Raw genomic sequence first — 23,561 nt, 5'->3', positions numbered from 1 at the left:
AATTAATTAGCTGTATCTATCTGTAAGCTATTACTATCTGTTTGAATGTCTAAATCCGTACGTTGTTGTTGTTCTTCAAGTTCATCATCGCCATAAAAATGCTTAAATAGCTTTAGATAATTATTGAAAATATCGCCTTCGGTTTCGGCAAAATCTATATCGTATTCCACTAAAACATCAATTAGGCTTTTATAACGTTGAATATCGGTATAAATATCTTCAAACAAACGCTCTTGGTTTTCAACTTTTAAACCGCTGTAATAGGTTAGGTTTTCTTGATATTTATTAGCTACCTCTTTAAATAGTTGTTGTGCTTTTTCTTTATTGCCAACTTCGTAATAGGCACTAATGTAAGGCTCTAAAAGGGTGTAAAAACCAAAATGTTCAACAGGCATATTGGTCATGGCTATGTCTGCAATTTCCTCGGCTTTGTCCAGTTTATCTTCATTGATGAGCTGCTCTATTAAACGAGCTAAATTCCCGCGGTAGGTAATCGAGTTTTTGCGGGTTTCAACATCGTGGTAAATGTCTGGGCTACCGCTATTGCCCCAACTCCAATTTACAACTTTATTGTACATAAAATCGCTGTCAACGCGACCCATATCAAAAGGATTTGCTCTGTCAACAGGGGTTTTAATAGGCACTAATTTATAGCACATACCGTTAAGTTGCAGGTAGTCTTTCATCCAGATATAATCGTCGTCTCCAAAGGCACCACCGGTAAAATAGATGGGGCGTTTCCATTCGTTATTGGCTACAATATCTAACATTAAAAGACGGTTTTTGTAAACGGCACCACCGGTGATGTTAATGTCTATGTGCGGTACTATTTTATCGGCATCTTTTGGTTTTACAATACCATTTTTAAGTGCGTTTTCTTTATTAACGGGAAGTCTTAAATGTGGTGTTGGCAAATAGTTGGCGTTTAAATCTTGACTTCGTATTTGCGACACATCAACACCTTGTTTTTGCAGGATATATTTGTATTTAGATCGTGGATTGTTACTGGTTATAAAGTTTAGAGCTTCTTTTATTTTAAGAGTATCTTTAATTGCATCTTCAACAATAACATAGTCATTAGTGCCATGTTTATAATGCTCGTGTGTTAATTGCGACGGAATAGGGTCGCTCTCGTAAGCTTTACGTTTCATTTGATCGATGTACCAATCGGTTTGAAATAAGCTGGTATTTACTACGCGCACATCGGTTCGGTAGCCTTCAATTTCTTGGGCATACCAAAGTGGGAAGGTATCGTTATCTCCAATGGTAAACAGTATGGCGTTTTCTGCGCAGGAATCTAAATATTTTTTAGCCATAGATCTTGCGGTGTATTTGCCAGATCTGTCGTGGTCGTCCCAATTATTCGCCGCTAAAATCCCAGGAACTAAAATTAAGCAAGCTATGGTAATTGCTGGTACTGCAAGTTTTGATGGCAAATATTTTTTAAGCATATTGTAAAGGGCGTAAACCCCAAAACCAATCCAAATGGCAAATACATAAAACGAGCCCACAACGGAGTAATCGCGTTCGCGAGGCTCAAACGGGCGTACATTGGTGTAAAACTGAATGGCTAATCCTGTAAAGAGGAAAAACACCAGCATTATCCAAAACGTTTTTTTGTCTCTGTTAAACAGGAAGAACATACCAATAAGCCCTAAAATTAAAGGCAGGAAATAGTACGTATTTCGTGCTTTGTTGTTTTTTACATCGCTGGGCAAGTTATTTTGCGAGTAGCCTAAATGCCATTCGTCTATGGGTTTTATACCGCTTATCCAATTTCCATGGTTATCGTATCGCCCTTGAATATCGTCTTGTCGCCCTGTAAAATTCCACATAAAATAACGCCAATACATATACCCAAGTTGGTATTCCAACATATAAAGAATGTTCGATGCCAATGAGGGTTTTTCAATATCGATATAATTTTTAAATCGTTTTAAAAAGTTGTTGTAATCTTCGTAATCGACATTGCCACGAGCGACATCGTTTTTAAAATCGGATACCGCTTTGCGGAGCTCGTTTTGCATTTGGTAATCGGGTTTCAGCTTAAAATCCAAATACCCGGAAAACATCATATAATTTTCGGCATGTTCTGGGCTCCACATTCTAGGAAGCACAGCGGCGTGTTTTGAGTTGTAGTTTTGTTTGGCGTTTTTATAATCGTTAGCAATAATGTATTTGCCTTTTTCTTTATCTTTTTCGTATTTAGGCTTGTCGTCTTTGTAGGGGTTGTTTTCGTCTAAATACGCGTATTGATCGGTAAACAATGGGCCGTAAAACAAGTGGGTTTCTGGGTATTGCTCTAAGTTGTAATAGGCCAATAATTCTCTGGCACTCGATGGGTTGTTTTCGTTAATTACCACATTGGCATTGGCTCGAATAGGTAGCATTAACCAGGTTGAAAAGCCAATAATAACAAAGGTTAAGCAAAGAATAGCTGTATTTAAATGGATGTATTGTTTTTGTCGCGTGTACTTTAAAGCGTAAAAAATTACAGCGACTAGCAATAGGCCAGCAATAATAGAACCTGAGTTAAATGGGAGCCCGACACTATTCACAAAAAAGATTTCGAAAACACTAAAAATCTTAAGGATATTAGGTGCTAAAAGTTTAAAAACGAACAGTAAAATACCAACCGAAACCACATTAGCAATAATAAAATTTTGAATGGTAACCGTTTTATAGTTTTTAAAATAATAAATAAGACCAATGGCTGGAATGGTTAACAGCCCCATAAAATGCACCCCAAACGACAGCCCAATAATAAAAGCAATTAAAATTAGCCAACGGTTTCCGCGGGGTTTATCCATGTCTTGTTCCCAGCGTAAGCCTAACCAAAATAAAACCGACATAATTAAAGTTGCCATGGCGTAAACCTCGGTTTCAACGGCATTAAACCAAAACGAATCGGTAAACGTAAAGGCTAAACTGCCCACTAAACCGCTACCTAAAATAGCCATGGTTTGTTGTTGGCTTAAATCTTTGCCCTTACTTACAAGTTTTTTTAACAGCAATGTAATGGTCCAAAACATAAATAAAATGGTGAATGCGCTAGCAACGGCACTCATCATATTCATCATCCAGCCAATAAGTTCGTTGTTGCCAAAAGTAAATGTAGAAAAGAAAGCACCAAGCATTTGAAACAACGGCGCTCCAGGTGGATGCCCAACCTGTAATTTTGCCGAGGTTAAAATGTATTCTCCTGCGTCCCAGTAGCTTACTGTGGGTTCAACCGTTAAGCCGTAGGTTATCAATGCAATAAAAAAAGAGAACCATGCTAAAATGGTGTTCCATTTTTTAAAGTGTACATGTGCCATAAAATCTATGTTTATTTGCTTGGGCGAATTTAATAATAAATATGAAACAAGGCATAACTATTTGGTTTGTCTTAACATAAAACAGCAATACCGTTAAGTTAGTGCGAAAAATTGCATTTTTTTATAATAAAACGATGCTCGTAAATAAATATTTTAAAAAAATACTTGTGCAAATAAAACTTTGTGCTAAATTTGCATCCTCAATTGCACAATGGCCTATGGTGTAACTGGCAACACGTCTGGTTTTGGTCCAGAAGAGTCTAGGTTCGAGCCCTAGTAGGCCAACGTAAATTAACCCTAATTATGAAAATAGTTAGGGTTTTTTGTTTGAATAAGTAGGTTTGTTGGGCTAGAAGTTTAGAATTGATCCCAGCGAAGCATTATACGATGAATTTGGCGCTAGTGTATCACACTTTCTGCTAACGGTTTGATTTTAGCTGGTTTGGGCAAATCAGTAAAAAAATGATTGTAAAGTAAAAAGACAGCCTGCATTAAACCTTTACTTGTTTAGTTTTACATCTTGTGCTATTTTTTAGCTTAGTTAATCAACTGAATTGTTAGACTAAAACTGTATGTAAATTGTTGTTTTTTTTAATGACGTTTAAAAATTATGTAGCCTTAATTAAGGACGGGTTATTATGCCCTTTGTTCCCATTTCGTTGATTTTATTCAGATTTTAAATTTTTCGAATTAATTTCATATTCTGTTTTTCCAGCGTTTGATTGAACTCAGCGAGTTATTTATTCAGCTAACTTTTTCAGTTCCGATTGAGTCAGAAATTCCGCCACTTGATAAATTCCGAAAATAATTCGGTTTTGATTTTTAGTTCAGGTTTTGCATTGTTGTAGGCTTTTCCTATCAAAAAGCACCTAAAAATTTATTTTAAATCAATTGAATTAAAGTAGGTTTTTATCTTTTAATGATTTTTTCAGCTCATTATGATTTTCCCAGAATCTATCTCTAATTTTTTGAATAACTTCATGATATTCTGGATGACTTTTTAAAGTTTTCATTAAGGGATCTTCTTCAATAAACAACAAAACCCAATATTGATAATTATTTTTAGTAGCAAATAGCTTTAATTGCTCAATAGCAAGATTTGGGTTTTCTTCGTGTAAGTATTTCATGGCCAAACTAGCTGGCTGGTATATAGATTGGTCATTTTTACAATATTCGGCATATGCTTTGTAAAAATCTTCAGCACTTTCATGTAAGCCCATTTTATCGTATACCAATCCAATTTTTAGATTTTCTTGTGGGTACATGCTTAACCCATTACTTTCCTTGATTTTTACAAATTTATCATAGTAATAAAACGCACGATCATACTTTTCTTGGAAATAATAAAACTTTGCCACTTCCTGCATTATATCTAAACGTGTTGTATCTTTTTTCCATTCGTTCTCTAATGCATTTGTAGCCCTTTCTATATTTTGATGCTGAGCGTATTGTATAAATACTTTTAAATATGGTGCATAATTATTCTCTGGATTATTATCTAAAGATAAATCTATGTACTTCTTTGCTTCATTTGTAAAACCATTTTGAACAAAGGCATTGCTTAAAGCCAAATACATATAGCTTTTGCTTATTGAATCGTTTGTTTCAATATCAAGCTGTAAACCTTTTAAGGCGTACTGCAAATATTTACCTGTATCCGGAATTGCTCGCGAATACAAATCGGCAAGTATTTGAACCACAGAAGACGAATTGGGATTATATTCTAAAGCTTTTTCTAAATGTGGTACAGCCAATCGATATTCATTAACATTAATGTAGTAAAGAGCTTTTGCAATTAAACTTTTGGCAGATTTGGCATCATAAAGCAATGCCTTATCTGCATTATTGTTGATAATATCATTGTGTTTTTTTTCGGCTTGGTTTAAGTCCAAATAATAGTATGCAATCGCAATATCAGAATATGCGAGCGCAAATTCAGGGTCTTGGTCTATCGCTTTTTCAAATAAAATAATAGCAGCTTCCAAGCCCTCCTTAGTTTCTTCTTGCAATCGATCAAGCCCTTTTAAGTAATAATCATAGGCTAGTAAGTTTTCTGTTGGTTTTTTATCAATTTGTTGTAATTCTGCTGGTGTAACTGTTGCCTTTATCGCTTCTGTAATCTTTTTGGCGACGACATTTTGTAAGGAGAAAATGTCTTCCGTTTTATGATTGTACTGTTCAGCCCATATTGGTGTATCATTTGATGCGTCAATCAATTGAATATTCAATAAAACCTGATTATCAACGCGTTGCCCGCTTCCTTCAATCAAGTAATTGACATTAAGTTCTTCCGCTATTTCTGAGATGGTCTTATCGGTATTTCTATATTTTTCTACAGAGGTCCTACTTATTACTCGGAGATCTCCTATCTTTTGCAAATTGTTTAGTGTCGACTCCATAAGTCCGTTCACAAAATACAGATTATTCGAATCGCTACTCATATTCTTAAACGGCAATACGGCTATAGATTTTCTAAAGTAAACATCTTCTATACCGGAATTGGGCGTTTCTTTTTGGAAAAACAAGAATGTTACTAGGGTTAAAACCGAAGCAAATACTAATATTATTTGAGCTCTGTACTGTAGAAAAAAACCTTTTTTAGTAACTTCAATAGCTTCTGCGGTTTGGTTATCTTCTTGTATTAATTCTGTTTGTTCACCTATTTTTTTTCTAGCTTCGCCTGGCGAATACCCATAATAGTCTCTAAAGCACTTAATGAAATAAGAGTTATTACTAAATCCAACCTGATACGATATTTCAGAAACAGTAAGTTCCGTTTCTTCTAACAGCGTCATCCCTTTTTTAAGCCGAACTTCACGAATAAATTGACTAGCACTAAGTTGAGTTTGTTTCTTAATCTTTCTCAACAAGTTTGATCTACTCATATTCATGAGGCCAGCTAATTCTGACACCCCAAATTGCTCATTAGAGATATTCGCTAAAATAAGTGCCTCAGCTTGCTCAATAAATTTTCCTTGATGTGAGATGTTAGCCATGTTGTTTCAAATGTAGAAATTTTTATTTAATCAACGTGCCGCTATAAGTTTAAAGTGCCTTGTTAAAAAATGGTTGCTTGCGTCATAATTTATACTTCTGCGTCATAATTTTCAACCTCTCATTAAACTTGATACAATTGGCTTCATGCCGATTATCAGGCAGCTAGCTTAGTGTCGCATCTTTGTAGAAACAAAAATCAAGGTAGTAATCATTAAAAATTTAAATCATGAAAACACTTAAAATTACATCAATTAGAAAGACCGTTCAGATGTTATTCTTTAGCCTTTTATTAACAAGTTCATGCGCACAATCTGACAAGAAAACAAGCTCAGATAGTAATGTTAAAACAAAAATAACAGTAAACAAGCCCAATATAGATATTCATGGAGCTGTACTTACAGGAAATTTGGATGCCGTTAAGCAACATATTGAAGCAGGTACTGATATTAATCAAAAAGAACCTATGAGTGGATCTACACCTTTAATGTCTGCAGCCACTTTTAATAAACCTGAAATCGCTAAAGTACTTATCAATGCAAATGCAGATATGTCTGTAAAAAATAATGATGGCGGAACGGTTTTACATACGGCAGCATTCTTTGGACGTATAGAAATTGTACAGTTACTTATTGATGCAAAAGCAGATAAAACCATTCGTAATAATTTTGGTGCTACACCTAGGGGAATTGTTATGGGAGATTTCGATCAAATGAAACCTATTTATGAAATGTTAACACAGCAACTAAAACCAATGGGTTTTGAACTTGATTTAAATGAATTGCAAAAAGCACGACCTGTTGTTGCAATGATGTTACAGTAATTTAACAATAAACTAAACTTAAAATGACAACAGAAAGAAGATACGATATTGATTGGTTGAGGGTAATTGCTATTGGTTTATTACTTATATATCATATAGCTATAGTTTTCCAACCATGGGCCTTGTTCATTGGTTTTATAAAAAGTGAAAAATCATTAGAAAGTATATGGATACCTATGACAATTCTGAACGTTTGGCGTATTCCTCTGTTGTTCTTTGTCTCTGGAATGGGCTTGTATTTTGCAATGAAAAAAAGAAACTGGAAGCAATTGTTCTTAGAGCGAGCTAAACGAATTTTCTTGCCCTTTGTGTTCGGAATTTTGGTTATCACACCATTACATTTTTTAATTTTTCAGAACTACTACAATATGCCACTGAGTTATTTTCCGCACATGGGACACTTATGGTTTTTAGGAAACATTGTTGTCTATGTTGTAGTGTTGTCACCTGTTTTATTCTATTTGAAGAATAACGAAAATGGAAAATTTAGGAAAGCCATTTCAAAAGTGATGACCTATGCCATAGGACCATTATCTATATCAGTATTTTTTATGTTAGAAGTAGGTTTTGTTAAACCACAGCTATTTGAGCTGTACGCTAAAACTTGGCATGGATTTTTTATCGGGTTTTTGGCTTTCTTCTTTGGTTTTCTTTTTGTGTATAGCGGTAAAGCATTCTGGCAAACCGTTTCAAAATGGAAATGGTTATATATCGGCTTGGCCACAATCCTCTTCCTAATTCGTTTCACTGGATTTGAGTCATTATCAAATATGTATGTAACCACCATAGAATCTAATGTTTGGATATTGGGTTTATTCGGAATAGGATATAGCTACTTTAATAAACCAAGTGCATTACTAAGCTATTTAAGTGCAGCTGTTTATCCTGTTTATATTATTCACATGTTTGTATTATATGCAGGTGCATTACTCATTCTGCCTTTAGATCTTCATCCTATGCTAGAATTTATAGGAATCACTCTATTTACGTTTATAGTCTGTTTTCTTATTTATGAATTTATCCTCAGACGCATTAATATTTTAAGACCATTGTTTGGATTGAAATGGAAATTTAAAGGCGTAACACAGAAAAAATTAAAGCGTATTTAGAGCCCAATTCAACACGTTGTATTTCAATTTGATAAATCATTAAATCATGATAAAATTATTTAGAAAAAATAGATTAAGAATGATTACCAAAAATAAATTTGGAGCCTATTTAGCTTATGCCGCTGGATAAATTATTCTGGTTGTTGTTGGAATCCTCATTGCATTAGCAATTAATGAACATTCAAATAGGGGTCAAAACATTTCATATATTCTATTCTTAGCACTTATTTAAAAAAAAATGAAACGATTAACCAAATTTATAGAAAAGAATAGTTCAGGAAAAAAAGTTTTAGGTCTTTTTATCTTGACAAATGCTGTTTACACCTTTATGCTCACTGTTACAATTCCCAAAACAATGGAATTCTCTAACGGAATGAAATTACTGGATATGATGCCTACAGGATATGATTTGGATTATGTAAGTGAATTATTTAGTTTTCTTGGAGAAAATGGACGTTTGACATATCTAACCAACCAAATACCTGTGGATATGATTTACCCACTACTATTCGGACTTTCTTACTGTTTGCTTTTGGGATATCTCTTGAAAAAAATGAATAAATTAAACTCCCAATATATTTATCTATGCCTAATACCGATAATTGCAGGTATTGCAGATTATTTGGAAAATATCGGCATTATAGCAATGTTAAAAAACTATCCTGAATTAACAGCGGTTGCTGTAAAAACAACTAGTTTCTTTTCTCTAATAAAAAGTATTTCGACAAGTGTTTTTTTTATAGTCTTGATAGTAATGCTAATTATACTTGGAATTAAATTTATGAAAAGGAATAAAACAAGTGCTAATAATGTGTAACCGCAATTACGACGGATTCGACTACATCCGAATCCACTTGGAATTGCTAAAGTTCGTGTCAAACCGAAAATTGTAACAATTACACTGTTACATAGTCAGAACTTATATAAAATAATAAAATTAAATAATCTATGATAGTAAATACAGAACAGAAAAAAATAATTAATACCGCCAGAATAACTGGCTTATGGTATTTAATGATGGCTATTACAGGAATTCTAGGGTTTATGGTCTTTCATTCTCAAATATTTGTATCTGGTAATCCTGAACAAACGCTAACCAATTTAGTAGAATTAGAATCTACAGCAAGAATTAGGCTGCTATTAGAGTTTGCTATAGTAATATCACAAGCACTTACCGCAGTCTGGTTTTTTAAATTATTTAAAGATAATTATGAATGGGAAGCTTGGACTTTAGGTATATGGGGAATGGTAAATGCTTTAGCCATTATGATAAGTGCAATTTCAATCGCCTCAGCAATAGGTATTGCAAATTCGAATATAAGTGCTACGGAAGACAAAATTTTACTAATTCAAGGCTTTCAACATATAATTTCAAATGCTTGGGGTATTGGTGGTCTATTTTTCGGGTTATGGCTATTTCCAATGGGGTACATAGTTATCAAATCTAAAAGGTTGCCTGTCTGGTTAGGAAGAGTTATTGTTTTAGGTGGTATAGGTTATATAATTTCTACTTTTATACGTTATGCTGGAATTGATTTTAGCTTCAATAGATTTCTTATGCTGCCAGCAACCATTGGTGAATTTTGGATGATTGGTTATTTGCTAATCTTTGGAATAAGACCTATTAAAGAGTGAATTAATCGGAAACAATCAAAAAACGAACAGTTATAAATTCAATTAAAATGAAAACACTTAAAAAATATCTGCTACCATGTATGTTATTCTTGTGTTATACTATCATAGCTCAAACCAAAATAATGTCGTTTGAGAATGTGAATGTTATACCTATGAATATTGACACTTTAATTACCAACCAAAGAGTAATTATTGCAGATGGCAAAATATTGAAAATTGAATCAGCTACTAAAATAGCAACCAATCATGTAGATGTTACAATAGAAGCTTCAGGTAAATATCTAATTCCTGGTTTAGTAGAAACGCATTATCATCTACAAAATGATATTGAAAATGAGTTCAAACTTTTAATTGCTAACGGAATCACTTCTGCAAGAAATATGGCAGAGTATAATGGTCAGGATCAAATAAAAATAAGAGAACTTGCTCAAAGTAATGCTATTTTATCCCCTCACTATTACACAACTGGACCTTATCTAAAGCGACATGATTTTAGTCATGTTGATTCTGTTGATGTAATTGTTAATTATCATAAAAAAAGAGGTTATGACTACCTGAAAATTGCCGATAATTTGCCAAAAGATATTTATTTAAAACTCTTAGAAACAGCACATAATGAAAATGTTGAAATTGTTGGTCACGGACAAAGAGAACTGCCTCTAGAATTTTCTTTACGAATTAAATCTATTGCTCATATAGAAGAGTTTATGAATATTTTCTCAAAAGAAGAGCGTTCATCTATTAGTTATCTTAATGAAGCAGCAAAAGAAATAAAGACCAGTGGTGTTTATGTATCGCCTACACTTGGAATATTTGAAATGATAAGTAAATATGCGGATAAGGAAAAATCAGAGCTATTGAATAACGACAAAAACAATAAATACCTTCCAAAACATTATTCGGACTATTGGATGTCAGAGAAAATCAATTACAGAAAAAATTCTTGGTTTACTGATGAGGAATCGCTAATTCGACTAGAAAAAGAATTAGAGTGGCAAAAAGAATTCACTTTACTACTGCATAAACAAGGCGTACCATTAATGGCCGGAAGTGATACCTATGGTTTGTTTCTACCGGGTTTTTCCTTGCATCGTGAATTAGAGTTAATACGCAGTTCAGGGCTTTCAAACTACGAAACACTTAAAACTGCAACAGTAGTGCCTGCTCGATATTTAAATACCATATCGCAAAGCGGAACTGTTAGTGAAGGAAAATTAGCCGATTTGGTTTTATTAGATAAAAATCCATTAGAAAATATTAAAAATACAAAGACAATAGTTGGTGTGGTAATTAAAGGAGAATGGTTAGACCGAGAAAAATTAAATAATCTATTATTAGAAGTCGAAAATTCGAACCAGTAAAAGAGTTGTAATAACATATTTGATAAACAGGAGTTTATCAATTATTTCAAAAACCTAAAATTAATATGAAAGCAGTAGTTTATGAAAAATACGGTTCACCAAAGGTTCTCAAAATAAAGGACATAGAGAAACCTAAACCTACGGAAGATGAAATATTAGTAAAAATTTATTCAGCTACAGTAACTTCGGGAGATGTTAGATTACGAAGTTCTGATTTTCCTCCTTTATTTTGGCTTCCTGCAAGATTGATATTTGGACTTTTTAAACCCAAAAAAAAAATTCTAGGGCACGAATTAGCAGGAGTAGTGGAAGACGTTGGAAAAAATGTAACTGAATTTAAGGTTGGCGACAGCGTATTTGGAACCACAACAATGCTAAATACAGGTTCTTATGCCGAATATATATGCCTACCTCAAAAATGGAAAAATGGAGTGGTAGGTTTAAAACCAAAAAATTTAACTTACCAAGAATCTGCTGCATTACCAGTTGGAGCAATGACTGCAATGTACCTTTTAGAAAAAGCCAATTTAACTAATGGACAAATCGTTTTAATTTATGGTGCCTCTGGAAGTGTTGGTAGTTATGCAGTACAATTAGCATCTCAACAGAGAGCAAAAGTAACTGGCGTTTGCAGTACTGCCAATTTTGAAATGGTAAAATCGTTAGGTGCTGAAAATTTAATCGATTATAAAAAAGAAGATTTTTCCAAAAGAAATAAAAAGTTCGACATCGTTTTTGATGCTGTTGGAAAAACGACTAAAGCAAAAGCAAAAAAGGTTCTTAAAACTGGAGGGAATTTTGTCTCAGTTAAAATGTTGACAAAAGAGAAGATCGAACATCTTAAATTAATAAAAAATATGGCTGAAGAAGGGAAGTTGAAGCCTTTTATAGACAAGTCATTTAATCTTGATGACATTGAAAAAGCTCACGAATATGTTGAAAAAGGGCATAAAAGAGGAAATGTGGTCATCACTATTTAACAGTGATATATACTATTTCAATTTATAAAACATCAATCAAAAAACGAACAATCTATGTTTTTCAAATCAAAAGAAGGAAAAGAAAAAATCATAACCCTTTACAATCAGAAGTTAAATGAACTGAATGTTGAATATACTGAGAAAATTGTAGAAACAAAGTTTGGTGCCACAAATGTTATTATTACTTCTTTTCGTTTTCTTGAGTGTTTAAATACTTGATTTTAATTTTTTCTTTTTGCTTAAACTCATATCCATTTAAGTAGCCAACACAATCTTCTGAAATATTTATGGTTAAGAAATTATCAATCATTAAAATTTTATTTCCAGCTTGTAACCCAAGCTTTTCAGCTTTAGAATCTTTCAAAATATATTTTACTAACTAAGTTCCATTTTCTATTGTAATGTCAAATCCTAAAGTCTTAAAAGGCTCAAAATTATTAATTACAGAATATGGTTCGTAATAAAACCAGCCATTTTTATAATCAAGCGTTAGTTTTCCATATTTTAAAATCCCTGCGCCAATTCTTGCTGCGCTCACTTTCGAGAATTGAGAATAGAAATTCGTAAATGTAGTATTTGCTATATCAAAACGCTTTGTTTTTTCCCTGTAGCGATTGGTGCGTTTTATATTTTCCATGGTAACACCAAATGAGAATACGCCATAAAATGAAAGGATACCATTTATTCTAATCTTCTTTTCAACATCACTTGTTTTCGGGCTATAAAAATCGCCTGGACCAGAATCAAATTCTATATATTCATTTTTGTCATTTATTCTCAATTTCACATTAGGCAATCCTCTTTTGCTTATTTTGGGTTTAGTTTTATAATTTTTCTTTAATTTAACATCATCAATATTTTCAGTTAAGCGAAATGAATTTTGAAGCGAGGTCGAATTGTATTATTACATTGTCAAAAAAGTCTCTTCCAATCATTCCATCAAGTTCACAACAACTATAAGGATATTTGCTGTGCAAATTGCTAACGATTGCTTTCCTGTCTCTAAATGCCCAATTGCCAATTTTAATTTCTGGTATGTTTACAGCTTTTATCTCAATCTCTTTTCTGTTAATTCCAGCTATTGTGGTTGATTCTGTTTGTTTAAAATTGAACTCATTTTGAAGGTTTTCGGAAATTTCAAATATGCCGCCAGTATCAACAAGAAACTTATATGATTTTCCATCTATTTGAACTGGAATAATTATTTTTTCTTTAATGAGTTCAAAATATAACTTTCCACTGTCATTATGTGATTTAGATTCCTGTCCAACAGATTGTAACGAAACAGCAATCATCCCCATAAAAAACAATATTAATTTCATCGAAAATTTTTGTTTAAATTATCGCCAATGCTTTGCAGGTAAGAAATCGTTTTAAAAGCTTCTGTTTTCCGTTACTCAAACAAGTTAAGCACAAGTAAACGAAGGTGTGGTTTTTTTTTAAAGAAAGTCAAGTTTAAGCCAAAACAATCAAATGCTTTGCGTATTGGCGCTCCTGCCGGCAGGTAGTTTTTTGCAAAAAATCTAAATCTTAAAAGTAATTACTGGCCGTTTCGCATGGTTTACCAAATCTTCGCTAATGCTGCCATTAAAAAAATGCGAAATTCCTTGTCTGCCATGGGTGCTCATCCCTATTAAATCGGCATGTATGGATTTCGAAAAATTCATTACCCCTTTTTCAATATTTAAATCGTTGTAGATGTTTGTGGAGTAATTAGCATATTTAAAAGTTTTAACAAAGGCATCCATTCTTTTATTGGCCTTAGCCGATGTTAAAAATTTATTAGGCGTATTTACCATAAGCAAATGTATTTTAGCACCTAAAACTTCGGCAAAACCAATAGCTTTTTTAAAAGGCGTTTTGCATTCGTCTTTAAAATCAGATGCAAATACAAAATTCTTTACCCTAAATTTTTCATGTTCGTTTTTAATAACAAGCACTGGGGTTTCCGAGGTGCGCACCACTTTTTCGGTATTGCTGCCAATTAGCATTTCGCGTAAACCGCTTACACCATTAGAGCCCATTACAACCAAATCTATTTCATGCTTTTTGCAGCTCTGGAAAATACCCTTGAATATTTCGTGCAAATCTACATGTTCGTGTATAGTTAGGCCATTTAAATACGGTTTTGCCTTTAGGGCCTCAAATTGCTTGTGGGCCAATTTCATAAAATAAATAGCTTCGGGTAAATTGTTATAACTACTTAAAGGATCTACTTTGTGCATGGGTATTTCAACAATGTGGAGTAGGTAAATTTCGCCACCATGTTGCTTTGCTAATTGGGCGGCAACTTTAAGGGCGTTTTCTGCTTGTTTAGAAAAATCGGTAGGAACAAGTATTTTTTTCATGGTTCTTAATATTTGCAGATGCATATAAATTTATAAATTAATACTTTATAAATCAATTAAAATATTATATATTTGCAGCGTTGAAAGGCGAAATTAAGATAATGAGGGGACGGATAGTCCCCTCTTTTTATACTAAAAATGTTTAAAAAAACGGTTACAGATTTACTGGAAAAAGCCTTGGGCGAACGGCCAGATTTATTCCTAATTGATTGCTCTATAGATAGCAGCAACCACATCAAGATTGTAATAGACGGCGATAACGGGGTTTTGGTAGAAGACTGTATGTTTATAAGTAGAGCCATCGAGCATAATTTAGATAGAGAAGAAGAAGATTTCTCTTTAGAAGTCATGTCGGCAGGAGCCACGGCGCCCTTGGTGCATAACAGGCAATACAAAAAGAACTTAAAAAGAACGCTGGAAGTAAGAACGAATCAAGAAAAAATTGAAGGCATTCTTGCTGAAGCGACAGAAAGCACCATTACATTACACTGGAAAGTAAGAGAACCAAAACCAGTAGGAAAAGGCAAGGTAACGGTAAAGAAAGAAGCAAATATTGCTTACAAAGATATTGTAGAAGCAAAAGTGATGATTAAATTTTAATTCAGATTTATGGAAAATGTAGCGTTAATTGAATCATTTTCAGAATTCAAAGACGATAAGTTAATTGACAGAGTAACGTTAATGGCTATTTTAGAAGATGTTTTTAGAAGTGCTCTAAAAAAGAAATATGGCGATGACGATAATTTCGATATCATTGTAAATCCAGATAAAGGCGATTTAGAAATTTGGAGAAATAGAATAGTGGTTGCAGATGGCGAAGTTGAAGAACCAAACCAAGAAATATCCTTAACCGAAGCCCGTAAAATAGAACCAGATTTTGAAGTTGGAGAAGATGTATCTGAAGAAGTAAAACTTATAGACCTAGGAAGACGCGCCATTTTAGCATTGCGCCAAAACCTAATTTCTAAAATCCATGAGCACGATAACACCATTATCTACAAACAATTTAAAGATTTAATAGGCGAAATTTACACGGCCGAGGTACACCACATTCGCCACAGAGCCGTTATTTTGTTAGACGATGAAGGCAACGAAATAGTACTGCCAAAAGACAAGCAAATACCCTCTGATTTCTTTAGAAAAGGAGATAACGTTCGCGGTGTAATCGACAGCGTAGAGCTTAAAGGCGCCAAACCAACCATTATCATGTCCAGAAGCTCGCCAAAGTTTTTAGAGAAACTGTTCGAACAAGAAATCCCAGAAGTTTTCGATGGTCTAATTACCATTAAAAACGTAGTTAGAATCCCAGGCGAAAAAGCAAAGGTAGCCGTAGATTCTTATGATGACAGAATAGATCCCGTTGGCGCTTGCGTAGGCATGAAAGGCTCAAGAATACACGGGATAGTGCGCGAATTGGGCAACGAAAACATCGACGTAATAAACTATACAAACAACCTACAGCTCTACATAACCAGAGCGTTAAGTCCGGCAAGAGTAACCTCAATTAAATTAAACGAAGACACAAAACGTGCCGAGGTTATTTTAAAACCAGAAGAAGTAAGCAAAGCCATAGGACGCGGCGGGCACAACATACGTCTAGCAGGCCAACTAACCGGTTACGAAATCGATGTGTTTAGAGAAGGCGCCGAAGAAGATGTAGAATTAAGAGAATTCTCTGATGAGATAGAAAGCTGGATTATAGACGAATTTAGCAAAGCAGGACTAGATACCGCCAAAAGCATTTTAGAGCAAGACGTGTTAGATTTAGTTAAAAGAACAGATTTAGAAGAAGAAACAATCAACGATGTTCTAAGGATTTTAAGAGAAGAATTCGAAGAATAAATGCCAATTTAATTTTATGATTGAATAGGTATAAATATATTTGAGTATTTTAAAGGCAATTATGGCTGAAACAATTAGATTAAATAAAGTATTACGCGAGCTTAACATCTCTTTAGATCGTGCGGTTGAATTTTTAGATTCCAAAGGCATCGAAATAGAGAAACGCCCCACCACAAAAATTTCTGAAGAAACCTACAAGATCCTTTCAGACGAATTTGAAACAGACGCTAGTAAAAAAGTAGCCTCTCAAGAAGTTAGCGAAGCAAAACAAAAAGAAAAAGATTTGTTGCGCGAACAGCGCGAGCGTGAACTTGAAGAAAAACAAAAGGTAGCAGCCCAAAAAGAAGTAGTTGTTAAGGCATCTAAAACACTTACAGGCCCAAAAACAGTTGGTAAAATAGATTTAGAGCCCAAAAAGAAAGAAGCAGCACTTCCTGAAAAAGAAGAGTCGGTAAAAGAGACTCCCAAAGAAAAAGCCCAAGCCAGTACCCAAACCAAGAAAACGGCTCCAAAACAAGCAGAAACACCAGTTGTCCAAACCTCAAAAAAACAGGACAAACCAGAAAAACCAAAAAAAGAAATTGTTTCCAGCAATGAGCAAGTTATAACAGAAGAAAAAGTAGAAACCCAATACAAAAAACTCTCAGGTCCAAAAATAGCCGGAGATAAAATAGATTTATCCCAGTTTAACAAACCAAAGAAAAAGAAAGAAGAAAAGAAACCCGACGCCAAAAAAAGCGATCCAACGGCAAACAAAAGAAAACGCCGCCGCATTAGTAAAGCCGGTGCGCCAGGATCTGGAAACGAAAGCACGACAAGAGCAGGAAACGATAGGTTTAAAGGAAAACCAGGTGCTGCTGGAAAAGGCAGACGTAACATAGTTAAAGAAGAGCCAAGCGAAGAAGATGTAAAAAAACAAGTGCGAGAAACACTCGAAAAACTTCAAGGCAAATCCAACAAAGGTAAAGGGGCAAAATACAGAAGAGACAAAAGAGACCAGCACAGAGAACAATCTGAGATTGACGAGCAGATAGAAGCAGCAGAAAGCAAAATACTTAAAGTTACCGAGTTTGTAACAGCAAACGAGGTGGCAACCATGATGGACGTAGGCGTAACTCAAATTATATCAGCCTGTATGTCCTTAGGCATGATGGTTACCATGAATCAAAGGTTAGATGCCGAAACCCTATCAATCGTTGCCGAAGAATTTGGGTATAAAGTAGAATTTGTAACCGCAGATATCGAGGAATCTATTGAAGAGGTTGAAGACAAACCCGAAGATTTACAACCGCGTGCACCAATTGTAACGGTTATGGGACATGTCGATCACGGTAAAACATCTTTACTGGACTACATTCGTCAAGAAAACGTAATCGCAGGAGAGTCCGGTGGTATCACCCAACATATCGGGGCTTATGGCGTACAACTTGAAAACGGACAGAAAATCGCCTTTTTAGATACACCGGGTCACGAAGCCTTTACGGCCATGCGTGCTCGTGGTGCCCAAGTTACAGACATTGCCATTATTGTTGCCGCTGCCGATGATGAAATTATGCCGCAAACCAAAGAAGCCATTTCGCATGCGCAAGCAGCAGGAGTGCCAATTGTTTTTGCTATAAATAAAATTGATTTGCCAGCTGCCAATCCAGAAAAAATCAAAGAAGGTCTTGCCAATATGAATTTATTGGTTGAAGATTGGGGAGGCAAAGTACAGTCTCACGATATTTCAGCAAAAAAAGGTACGGGCGTAAAGGAACTATTGGAAAAAGTATTGCTTGAAGCCGAATTATTAGAGCTCAAGGCAAACCCCAAAAAACCGGCACAAGGCACCGTAGTAGAAGCCTTTTTAGATAAAGGCCGGGGCTATGTATCTACCATTTTGGTACAAGCTGGAACTCTAAAAATTGGAGATTACGTACTAGCGGGGCAACATAGCGGTAAGGTTAAAGCGATGCAAGACGAACGCGGAAACGATGTCGCCCAAGCAGGCCCATCAACACCGGTATCTATTTTAGGATTAGATGGTGCGCCGCAAGCAGGAGATAAATTTAATGTGTTTGAAGACGAACGTGAAGCCAAACAAATAGCATCCAAACGCGCTCAGTTACAACGCGAGCAATCTGTTAGAACCCAACGCCACATTACATTGGATGAAATAGGTCGCCGTATAGCACTTGGCGATTTCCAAGAATTGAACATCATTCTTAAAGGTGATGTAGATGGATCAGTGGAAGCTCTCACAGATTCATTCCAAAAACTATCAACCGAAGAGATACATGTAAACATTATCCATAAAGGTGTTGGTGCCATAACCGAAAGCGATGTGCTCTTGGCAACCGCCTCCGATGCCATTATCATCGGTTTTAATGTGCGCCCAGTTGGAAATGCAAGAATGATTGCCGATAAAGAAGAAATAGATATAAGAACATACTCTATTATTTACGATGCCATAAACGATCTTAAAGATGCCATGGAAGGCATGTTGTCTCCAGAGCTAAAAGAAGAGATTACAGGTACAGCAGAAATTAGAGAAATATTTAAAGTATCTAAAATAGGAACCATTGCAGGATGTATGGTTACCAACGGTAAAATACTTAGAAGCTCCAGCATTCGATTAATACGCGATGGTGTTGTTGTATATACAGGCGAATTGGCTTCCTTAAAACGATTTAAAGACGACGCAAAAGAAGTGTCGAAAGGCTACGATTGTGGTATGCAAATTAAAAATTACAACGATATTAAAGAAGGAGACGTTATTGAAGCCTTCCACGAAGTTGAGGTTAAAAAGAAACTAAAGTAAATTGCATTAGGTTTAAGGCAAACAAACCTAGTACAAAATTTTATTAAAAAGCACTTATTAAAATTAAGTGCTTTTTTGTTTGATAGAGTTGTTAAACCACATCCATGTTGATTGCAAGCAATTTATCGCGTTTTTATTACTAGCTGTTTTGGTTTTTTTATGTTGTTTTGCTTGTGTTTTCGGTATTAAGTTTATTAAACACATCCCAAACCACAACGCCGCAACTTACCGATATGTTTAAAGAGTGTTTGGTGCCGTATTGCGGTATTTCAATAACCACATCGCTTGCATTAACCACATCTTGAGCGACGCCTTTTACCTCGTTGCCAAAAACCAGTGCGTATTTGGTGTTGGGTTTAGCCTTGAAATCGTTTAGCATAGTAGCGTTTTCAGTTTGTTCAATCGAGCATATTTTTACGTTTTCGGCTTTTAGCTTTTCAACCACATCCAAAGTGTTTTCTGCATAAGTCCAATCTACCGTATCGGTACTTCCCAAAGCGGTTTTATTGATGTCTTTGTGCGGTGGTTTTGCCGTTATGCCACACAAATAAATTTTTTCAATTAAAAAGGCATCACTGGTTCTAAATACCGACCCGATATTGTTTAGGCTTCTAATGTTATCCAGTATAACGATTAAAGGTGTTTTCTTTGATGTTTTAAAGGCATCAACACTCAATCGGTCTAATTCGCTGTTTTTTAGTTTACGCATTGGAATTGTCTTTTTTTTTCATTTCCGCCAAGGCGGAAATCTAATTGGTTTGTGTCATTTCGAGGACGAAGGACGTGGCATTCTGTTTAATAGCTGCTTAGGTTGCGCTCAACATCACAAAGCAATATTGTTAAAATCTCAATCTGATTGTAGATAACTTCTAGAAAATCAACTCCAAAAAACATTAAATTAATAGTACATTGCATGCTACAATTTTTGGTAAAAATAAGATTTATAATTTACTTATATTTAAAAGATTTCCGTCTTCACGAAAATAAAAAAGGTTGAATGAAAAAAGCAAAAAAAGAAACCCCGTTGATGAAGCAGTACAACGCCATTAAAGCAAAGTACCCTGATGCTTTGTTGTTGTTTCGCGTGGGCGATTTTTACGAAACCTTTGGTAGCGATGCTATAAAAACAGCAGGTATTTTGGGTATTGTTTTAACCAAGCGCGGTGCCGGAAGCGAGAGCGAAACCGCGTTGGCAGGGTTTCCGCACCATTCGTTAAATACGTATTTGCCAAAGTTGGTTAAAGCTGGCGAACGTGTTGCTATTTGCGACCAATTAGAAGACCCTAAACAAACCAAAACCATTGTAAAGCGTGGCGTTACGGAGTTGGTTACTCCAGGGGTGGCTTTAAATGATGAGGTTTTAACCTCTAAATCCAACAACTTTTTGTGTTCGGTTTATTTTGATAAAAAATATATTGGTATTTCGTTTTTAGATATTTCAACGGGCGAGTTTTTAACCTCGCAAGGTAATGCTGAATATATCGATAAATTGTTGCAAAATTTTAGTCCGAGTGAAGTCTTGATCTCTAAACATAAACGAACACTTTTTAACAATACCTTTGGCGACGATTTTCATACCTTTTATTTAGAAGATTGGGTCTATCAAACCGATTATGCTTACGAAACATTAATTAAACATTTCAAAACTAAAACACTTAAAGGCTTTGGTATTGAAGATTTGTACGAAGGCATTATTGCATCGGGTTCCATTTTGCATTATTTAGCTGAAACACAGCATGATAAATTGCAGCATATTACTTCGATTTCTAGAATTGCCGAAGATGATTATGTATGGATGGATAAATTCACCATCAGGAATTTAGAACTTTACAATTCTACAAATAACAATGCGGTAACGCTTTTAAATGTAATTGACAAAACCATTTCGCCCATGGGCGGCAGGTTGTTAAAACGTTGGTTAGCATTGCCTTTAAAACATGTCGAAAAAATAAAACAACGCCATGAAGTGGTTGATTTTTTGACAAAGCATAAAACAACGCTTCAAAAAATTCAAAATCATATTAAGCATATTGGCGATTTAGAGCGCTTAATTTCTAAAGTTGCCACCGGAAAGGTAAACCCGCGCGAGGTAATTCAGCTTAAAAATTCATTGGAAGCAATTGTGCCCATTAAGTCTTTGGCTTCAAATTGCAATAACGAATCGCTTAAAATTATTGGCGATAAACTGCAGAATTGCGATGTGCTTCGTAATAAAATTAAAGACACTATAAACGAAGATGCCCCGGTAAATGTGCTGAAAGGAAACAGTATTGCCGCTGGGTTTTCTTCAGAATTGGACAACCTCAGAAATCTATCAAAATCTGGAAAAGATTATTTGGATAATATGCTGAAGCGTGAAAGCGAACGCACAGGCATCACATCGCTTAAAATCGCGTCGAATAACGTGTTTGGGTATTATATTGAAGTTCGCAATACACACAAAGATAAAGTACCCGAAGATTGGGTAAGAAAGCAAACTTTAGTTAGTGCCGAACGCTATATTACCGAAGAATTAAAGGAATACGAAGCGAAAATTTTAGGCGCAGAAGAGCGCATTTTAGCTATTGAGCAGCAGTTGTTTTCTGAGTTGATTCTTTGGTTAAATCAGTATATAAAACCCGTGCAACAAAACGCGTATTTAATTGGCAAATTAGATTGTTTATGTGGGTTTGCACAACTTGCCAAAGATAATAACTATGTTTATCCCACAATTGATGATTCATTAGATTTAGATATAAAAGATGGCAGGCATCCTGTAATCGAAAAGCAATTGCCCATAGGTGAAAACTATATTGCTAACAATGTGTTTTTAGATACAGAAACACAGCAAATTATTATGATTACGGGGCCAAATATGTCTGGTAAATCGGCAATTTTACGTCAAACCGCACTCATTGTTTTGTTGGCTCAAATAGGCAGTTTTGTACCAGCAAAAACGGCTAAAATTGGTTTAGTGGACAAGATTTTTACACGAGTTGGCGCTAGCGATAATATCTCGATGGGCGAATCTACCTTTATGGTAGAAATGAATGAAACGGCTTCTATTTTAAATAATATTTCAAATAGAAGTTTAGTGCTTTTAGATGAGATAGGAAGAGGTACAAGCACGTACGATGGTATTTCGATTGCTTGGGCCATTAGCGAGTATTTGCACGAACATCCTGCAAAGCCAAAGACGCTATTTGCAACGCATTACCACGAGTTGAATGAAATGAGCGAAACGTTTAAGCGCATAAAAAACTTTAATGTTTCGGTAAAAGAATTAAAAGATAATGTACTTTTTTTAAGAAAATTGGTTGAAGGTGGAAGTGCACATAGTTTTGGTATTCACGTAGCTAAAATGGCGGGTATGCCACAGCAAGTTTTGCATCGAGCGAACAAAATGCTAAAGAAATTAGAGCAATCACACTCTAGTGAAGAACTAACTGATAAAGTAAAATCTATAAAAGACGAGATGCAGTTAAGCTTTTTTAATCTAGACGACCCGTTGCTTGAAAACATAAAAGACGAGATTTTACACATTGATATTAATACCCTTACACCTGTTGAAGCTCTTATGAAATTAAATGAAATTAAACGAATGTTGGTTAAGAAAAAACGTGCGTAAAAATAATTTTATAATTTCTCTAAAAAGGCTTTGGAATTCCTAGAAATATTTTAAATTTGCAACCGCAATAGTAATATTGTAGGTTCATATAATTACTGCGAAAGTAGCTCAGGGGTAGAGCATCACCTTGCCAAGGTGGGGGTCGCGGGTTCAAATCCCGTCTTTCGCTCTGAAAACTTTATTTAAAATACCAATGTCGACGTGCTGAGCACAGTCGAAGCATGCTGAAGTGGTGGAATTGGTAGACACGTTGGACTTAAAATCCAATGTCCATTAGGACGTACGGGTTCAAGTCCCGTCTTCAGTACAAAGCCTTTACAAGATTTCTTGTAAAGGCTTTTTTTATTTAGGTACAACATAGGTACAACATTTTTATCATTTTCAATATTTTAGTTTAAAATGACATTATTTGTTTTAATTTATATGGATTTCGAGAAAAAGTAAATAACCTAAACTTTTGTTTTATAAAATTTTAAAGGTGTTTTCGAGATTTGATGAAGACCTTTCATACTTTTTTTCTCCTTATCTAAATTTTTAATTATGTAGTTTGAATTTTGTTTTGTGTTTCAAGTTTATCTCATTCAATTTGATGTTTTGTAACAAAGCATTATAGCAAACATTTTGTGAGTGTTGAATTTTATATTTAGTTGTGTGGTTCTAAATACAATGAGTATTAGAGAGCATATTTAAGAATCAACAAAAATTTGATTATATTTCCTCTATTATATAATCTTACATATTAAAT

Annotated in this window: 17 protein-coding genes and 3 tRNA genes; 13 read left to right on the top strand and 7 right to left on the bottom strand. The window is 34.7% G+C overall.

Features of this window, described 5'->3' with window-relative positions; all coding sequences use genetic code 11:
• Positions 1-2: 2 nt before the first annotated feature.
• Positions 3-3,317, bottom strand: coding sequence for a protein O-mannosyl-transferase family (locus tag ACFSQS_RS14480; RefSeq protein ID WP_388020527.1), 3,315 nt, complete (start codon positions 3,315-3,317; stop codon positions 3-5).
• A 212-nt stretch (positions 3,318-3,529) separates the two neighbouring features.
• On the opposite strand from ACFSQS_RS14480, the gene ACFSQS_RS14475 reads away from it, so the two are divergent.
• Positions 3,530-3,602, top strand: a tRNA-Gln gene (locus ACFSQS_RS14475).
• A gap of 611 nt (positions 3,603-4,213) precedes the next feature.
• Here ACFSQS_RS14475 and ACFSQS_RS14470 read toward each other — a convergent pair.
• Positions 4,214-6,313: a helix-turn-helix domain-containing protein gene (locus tag ACFSQS_RS14470; protein WP_388020524.1), complete on the bottom strand. Its 2,100-nt coding sequence runs from the start codon at positions 6,311-6,313 to the stop codon at positions 4,214-4,216.
• Between the two features lie 227 nt (positions 6,314-6,540).
• Between ACFSQS_RS14470 and ACFSQS_RS14465 the strand changes: the two genes are divergently transcribed.
• The 6 genes from ACFSQS_RS14465 to ACFSQS_RS14440 all read left to right on the top strand — a co-directional run bounded on the left by ACFSQS_RS14465 (position 6,541) and on the right by ACFSQS_RS14440 (position 12,219).
• Positions 6,541-7,134, top strand: coding sequence for an ankyrin repeat domain-containing protein (locus ACFSQS_RS14465; protein WP_388020521.1), 594 nt, complete (start codon positions 6,541-6,543; stop codon positions 7,132-7,134).
• A 23-nt stretch (positions 7,135-7,157) separates the two neighbouring features.
• Complete coding sequence (locus ACFSQS_RS14460; protein ID WP_388020518.1) at positions 7,158-8,243, top strand: acyltransferase family protein; 1,086 nt, start codon at positions 7,158-7,160, stop codon at positions 8,241-8,243.
• Positions 8,244-8,481: 238 nt separating this feature from the next.
• Positions 8,482-9,060, top strand: a complete 579-nt coding sequence (locus ACFSQS_RS14455) for a hypothetical protein (RefSeq protein WP_388020515.1) — start codon at positions 8,482-8,484, stop codon at positions 9,058-9,060.
• A 131-nt stretch (positions 9,061-9,191) separates the two neighbouring features.
• Positions 9,192-9,878, top strand: coding sequence for a DUF4386 domain-containing protein (locus tag ACFSQS_RS14450; protein WP_388020512.1), 687 nt, complete (start codon positions 9,192-9,194; stop codon positions 9,876-9,878).
• A 47-nt stretch (positions 9,879-9,925) separates the two neighbouring features.
• The gene (locus ACFSQS_RS14445) at positions 9,926-11,239 is read left to right on the top strand and encodes an amidohydrolase family protein (RefSeq protein WP_388020509.1); all 1,314 of its coding nucleotides are present in this window, start codon (positions 9,926-9,928) and stop codon (positions 11,237-11,239) included.
• Positions 11,240-11,304: 65 nt separating this feature from the next.
• A complete protein-coding gene (locus tag ACFSQS_RS14440; protein WP_388020506.1) occupies positions 11,305-12,219 on the top strand; it encodes an NAD(P)-dependent alcohol dehydrogenase in 915 nt (304 codons plus the stop codon).
• Between the two features lie 181 nt (positions 12,220-12,400).
• Here the strand turns inward: ACFSQS_RS14440 and ACFSQS_RS14435 are convergent, their stop codons facing one another.
• From ACFSQS_RS14435 to ACFSQS_RS14420, 4 genes are all read right to left on the bottom strand, one after another.
• Positions 12,401-12,583, bottom strand: coding sequence for a hypothetical protein (locus ACFSQS_RS14435; protein WP_388020503.1), 183 nt, complete (start codon positions 12,581-12,583; stop codon positions 12,401-12,403).
• Positions 12,584-12,598: 15 nt separating this feature from the next.
• Positions 12,599-13,006, bottom strand: a complete 408-nt coding sequence (locus ACFSQS_RS14430; protein ID WP_388020500.1) for a hypothetical protein — start codon at positions 13,004-13,006, stop codon at positions 12,599-12,601.
• Between the two features lie 73 nt (positions 13,007-13,079).
• Positions 13,080-13,541, bottom strand: a complete 462-nt coding sequence (locus ACFSQS_RS14425) for a retropepsin-like aspartic protease (RefSeq protein ID WP_388020497.1) — start codon at positions 13,539-13,541, stop codon at positions 13,080-13,082.
• Positions 13,542-13,742: 201 nt separating this feature from the next.
• Entirely contained in the window at positions 13,743-14,567 is an 825-nt protein-coding gene (locus ACFSQS_RS14420) for a universal stress protein (protein ID WP_388020494.1), read from the bottom strand.
• A gap of 138 nt (positions 14,568-14,705) precedes the next feature.
• On the opposite strand from ACFSQS_RS14420, the gene rimP reads away from it, so the two are divergent.
• The 3 genes from rimP to infB all read left to right on the top strand — a co-directional run bounded on the left by rimP (position 14,706) and on the right by infB (position 19,209).
• The gene (rimP, locus tag ACFSQS_RS14415) at positions 14,706-15,167 is read left to right on the top strand and encodes a ribosome assembly cofactor RimP (RefSeq protein ID WP_388020491.1); all 462 of its coding nucleotides are present in this window, start codon (positions 14,706-14,708) and stop codon (positions 15,165-15,167) included.
• Between the two features lie 9 nt (positions 15,168-15,176).
• The gene (nusA, locus tag ACFSQS_RS14410; RefSeq protein ID WP_388020488.1) at positions 15,177-16,409 is read left to right on the top strand and encodes a transcription termination factor NusA; all 1,233 of its coding nucleotides are present in this window, start codon (positions 15,177-15,179) and stop codon (positions 16,407-16,409) included.
• A gap of 61 nt (positions 16,410-16,470) precedes the next feature.
• Positions 16,471-19,209: a translation initiation factor IF-2 gene (gene infB, locus ACFSQS_RS14405; RefSeq protein ID WP_388020485.1), complete on the top strand. Its 2,739-nt coding sequence runs from the start codon at positions 16,471-16,473 to the stop codon at positions 19,207-19,209.
• Positions 19,210-19,366: 157 nt separating this feature from the next.
• On the opposite strand, the gene ACFSQS_RS14400 is transcribed toward infB, so the two are convergent.
• Positions 19,367-19,918: an RNA methyltransferase gene (locus ACFSQS_RS14400; protein WP_388020482.1), complete on the bottom strand. Its 552-nt coding sequence runs from the start codon at positions 19,916-19,918 to the stop codon at positions 19,367-19,369.
• 288 nt (positions 19,919-20,206) lie between these two features.
• On the opposite strand from ACFSQS_RS14400, the gene mutS reads away from it, so the two are divergent.
• The 3 genes from mutS to ACFSQS_RS14385 all read left to right on the top strand — a co-directional run bounded on the left by mutS (position 20,207) and on the right by ACFSQS_RS14385 (position 23,123).
• Positions 20,207-22,816 carry a DNA mismatch repair protein MutS gene (mutS, locus tag ACFSQS_RS14395; RefSeq protein ID WP_388020479.1) on the top strand — a complete coding sequence of 870 codons (2,610 nt, stop codon included), beginning with the start codon at positions 20,207-20,209 and terminating at the stop codon, positions 22,814-22,816.
• A 97-nt stretch (positions 22,817-22,913) separates the two neighbouring features.
• Positions 22,914-22,985, top strand: a tRNA-Gly gene (locus ACFSQS_RS14390).
• A 54-nt stretch (positions 22,986-23,039) separates the two neighbouring features.
• Positions 23,040-23,123 (top strand) — tRNA-Leu (locus ACFSQS_RS14385).
• Positions 23,124-23,561 lie beyond the last annotated feature (438 nt).

It is taken from the genome of Gelatiniphilus marinus (assembly GCF_042684345.1).
GTDB classification, from domain to species: Bacteria; Bacteroidota; Bacteroidia; order Flavobacteriales; family Flavobacteriaceae; genus Gelatiniphilus; species Gelatiniphilus marinus.
The sequence above is the reverse complement of the archived record's forward strand: the minus strand, read 5'-3'. Positions and strand labels throughout refer to the sequence as shown.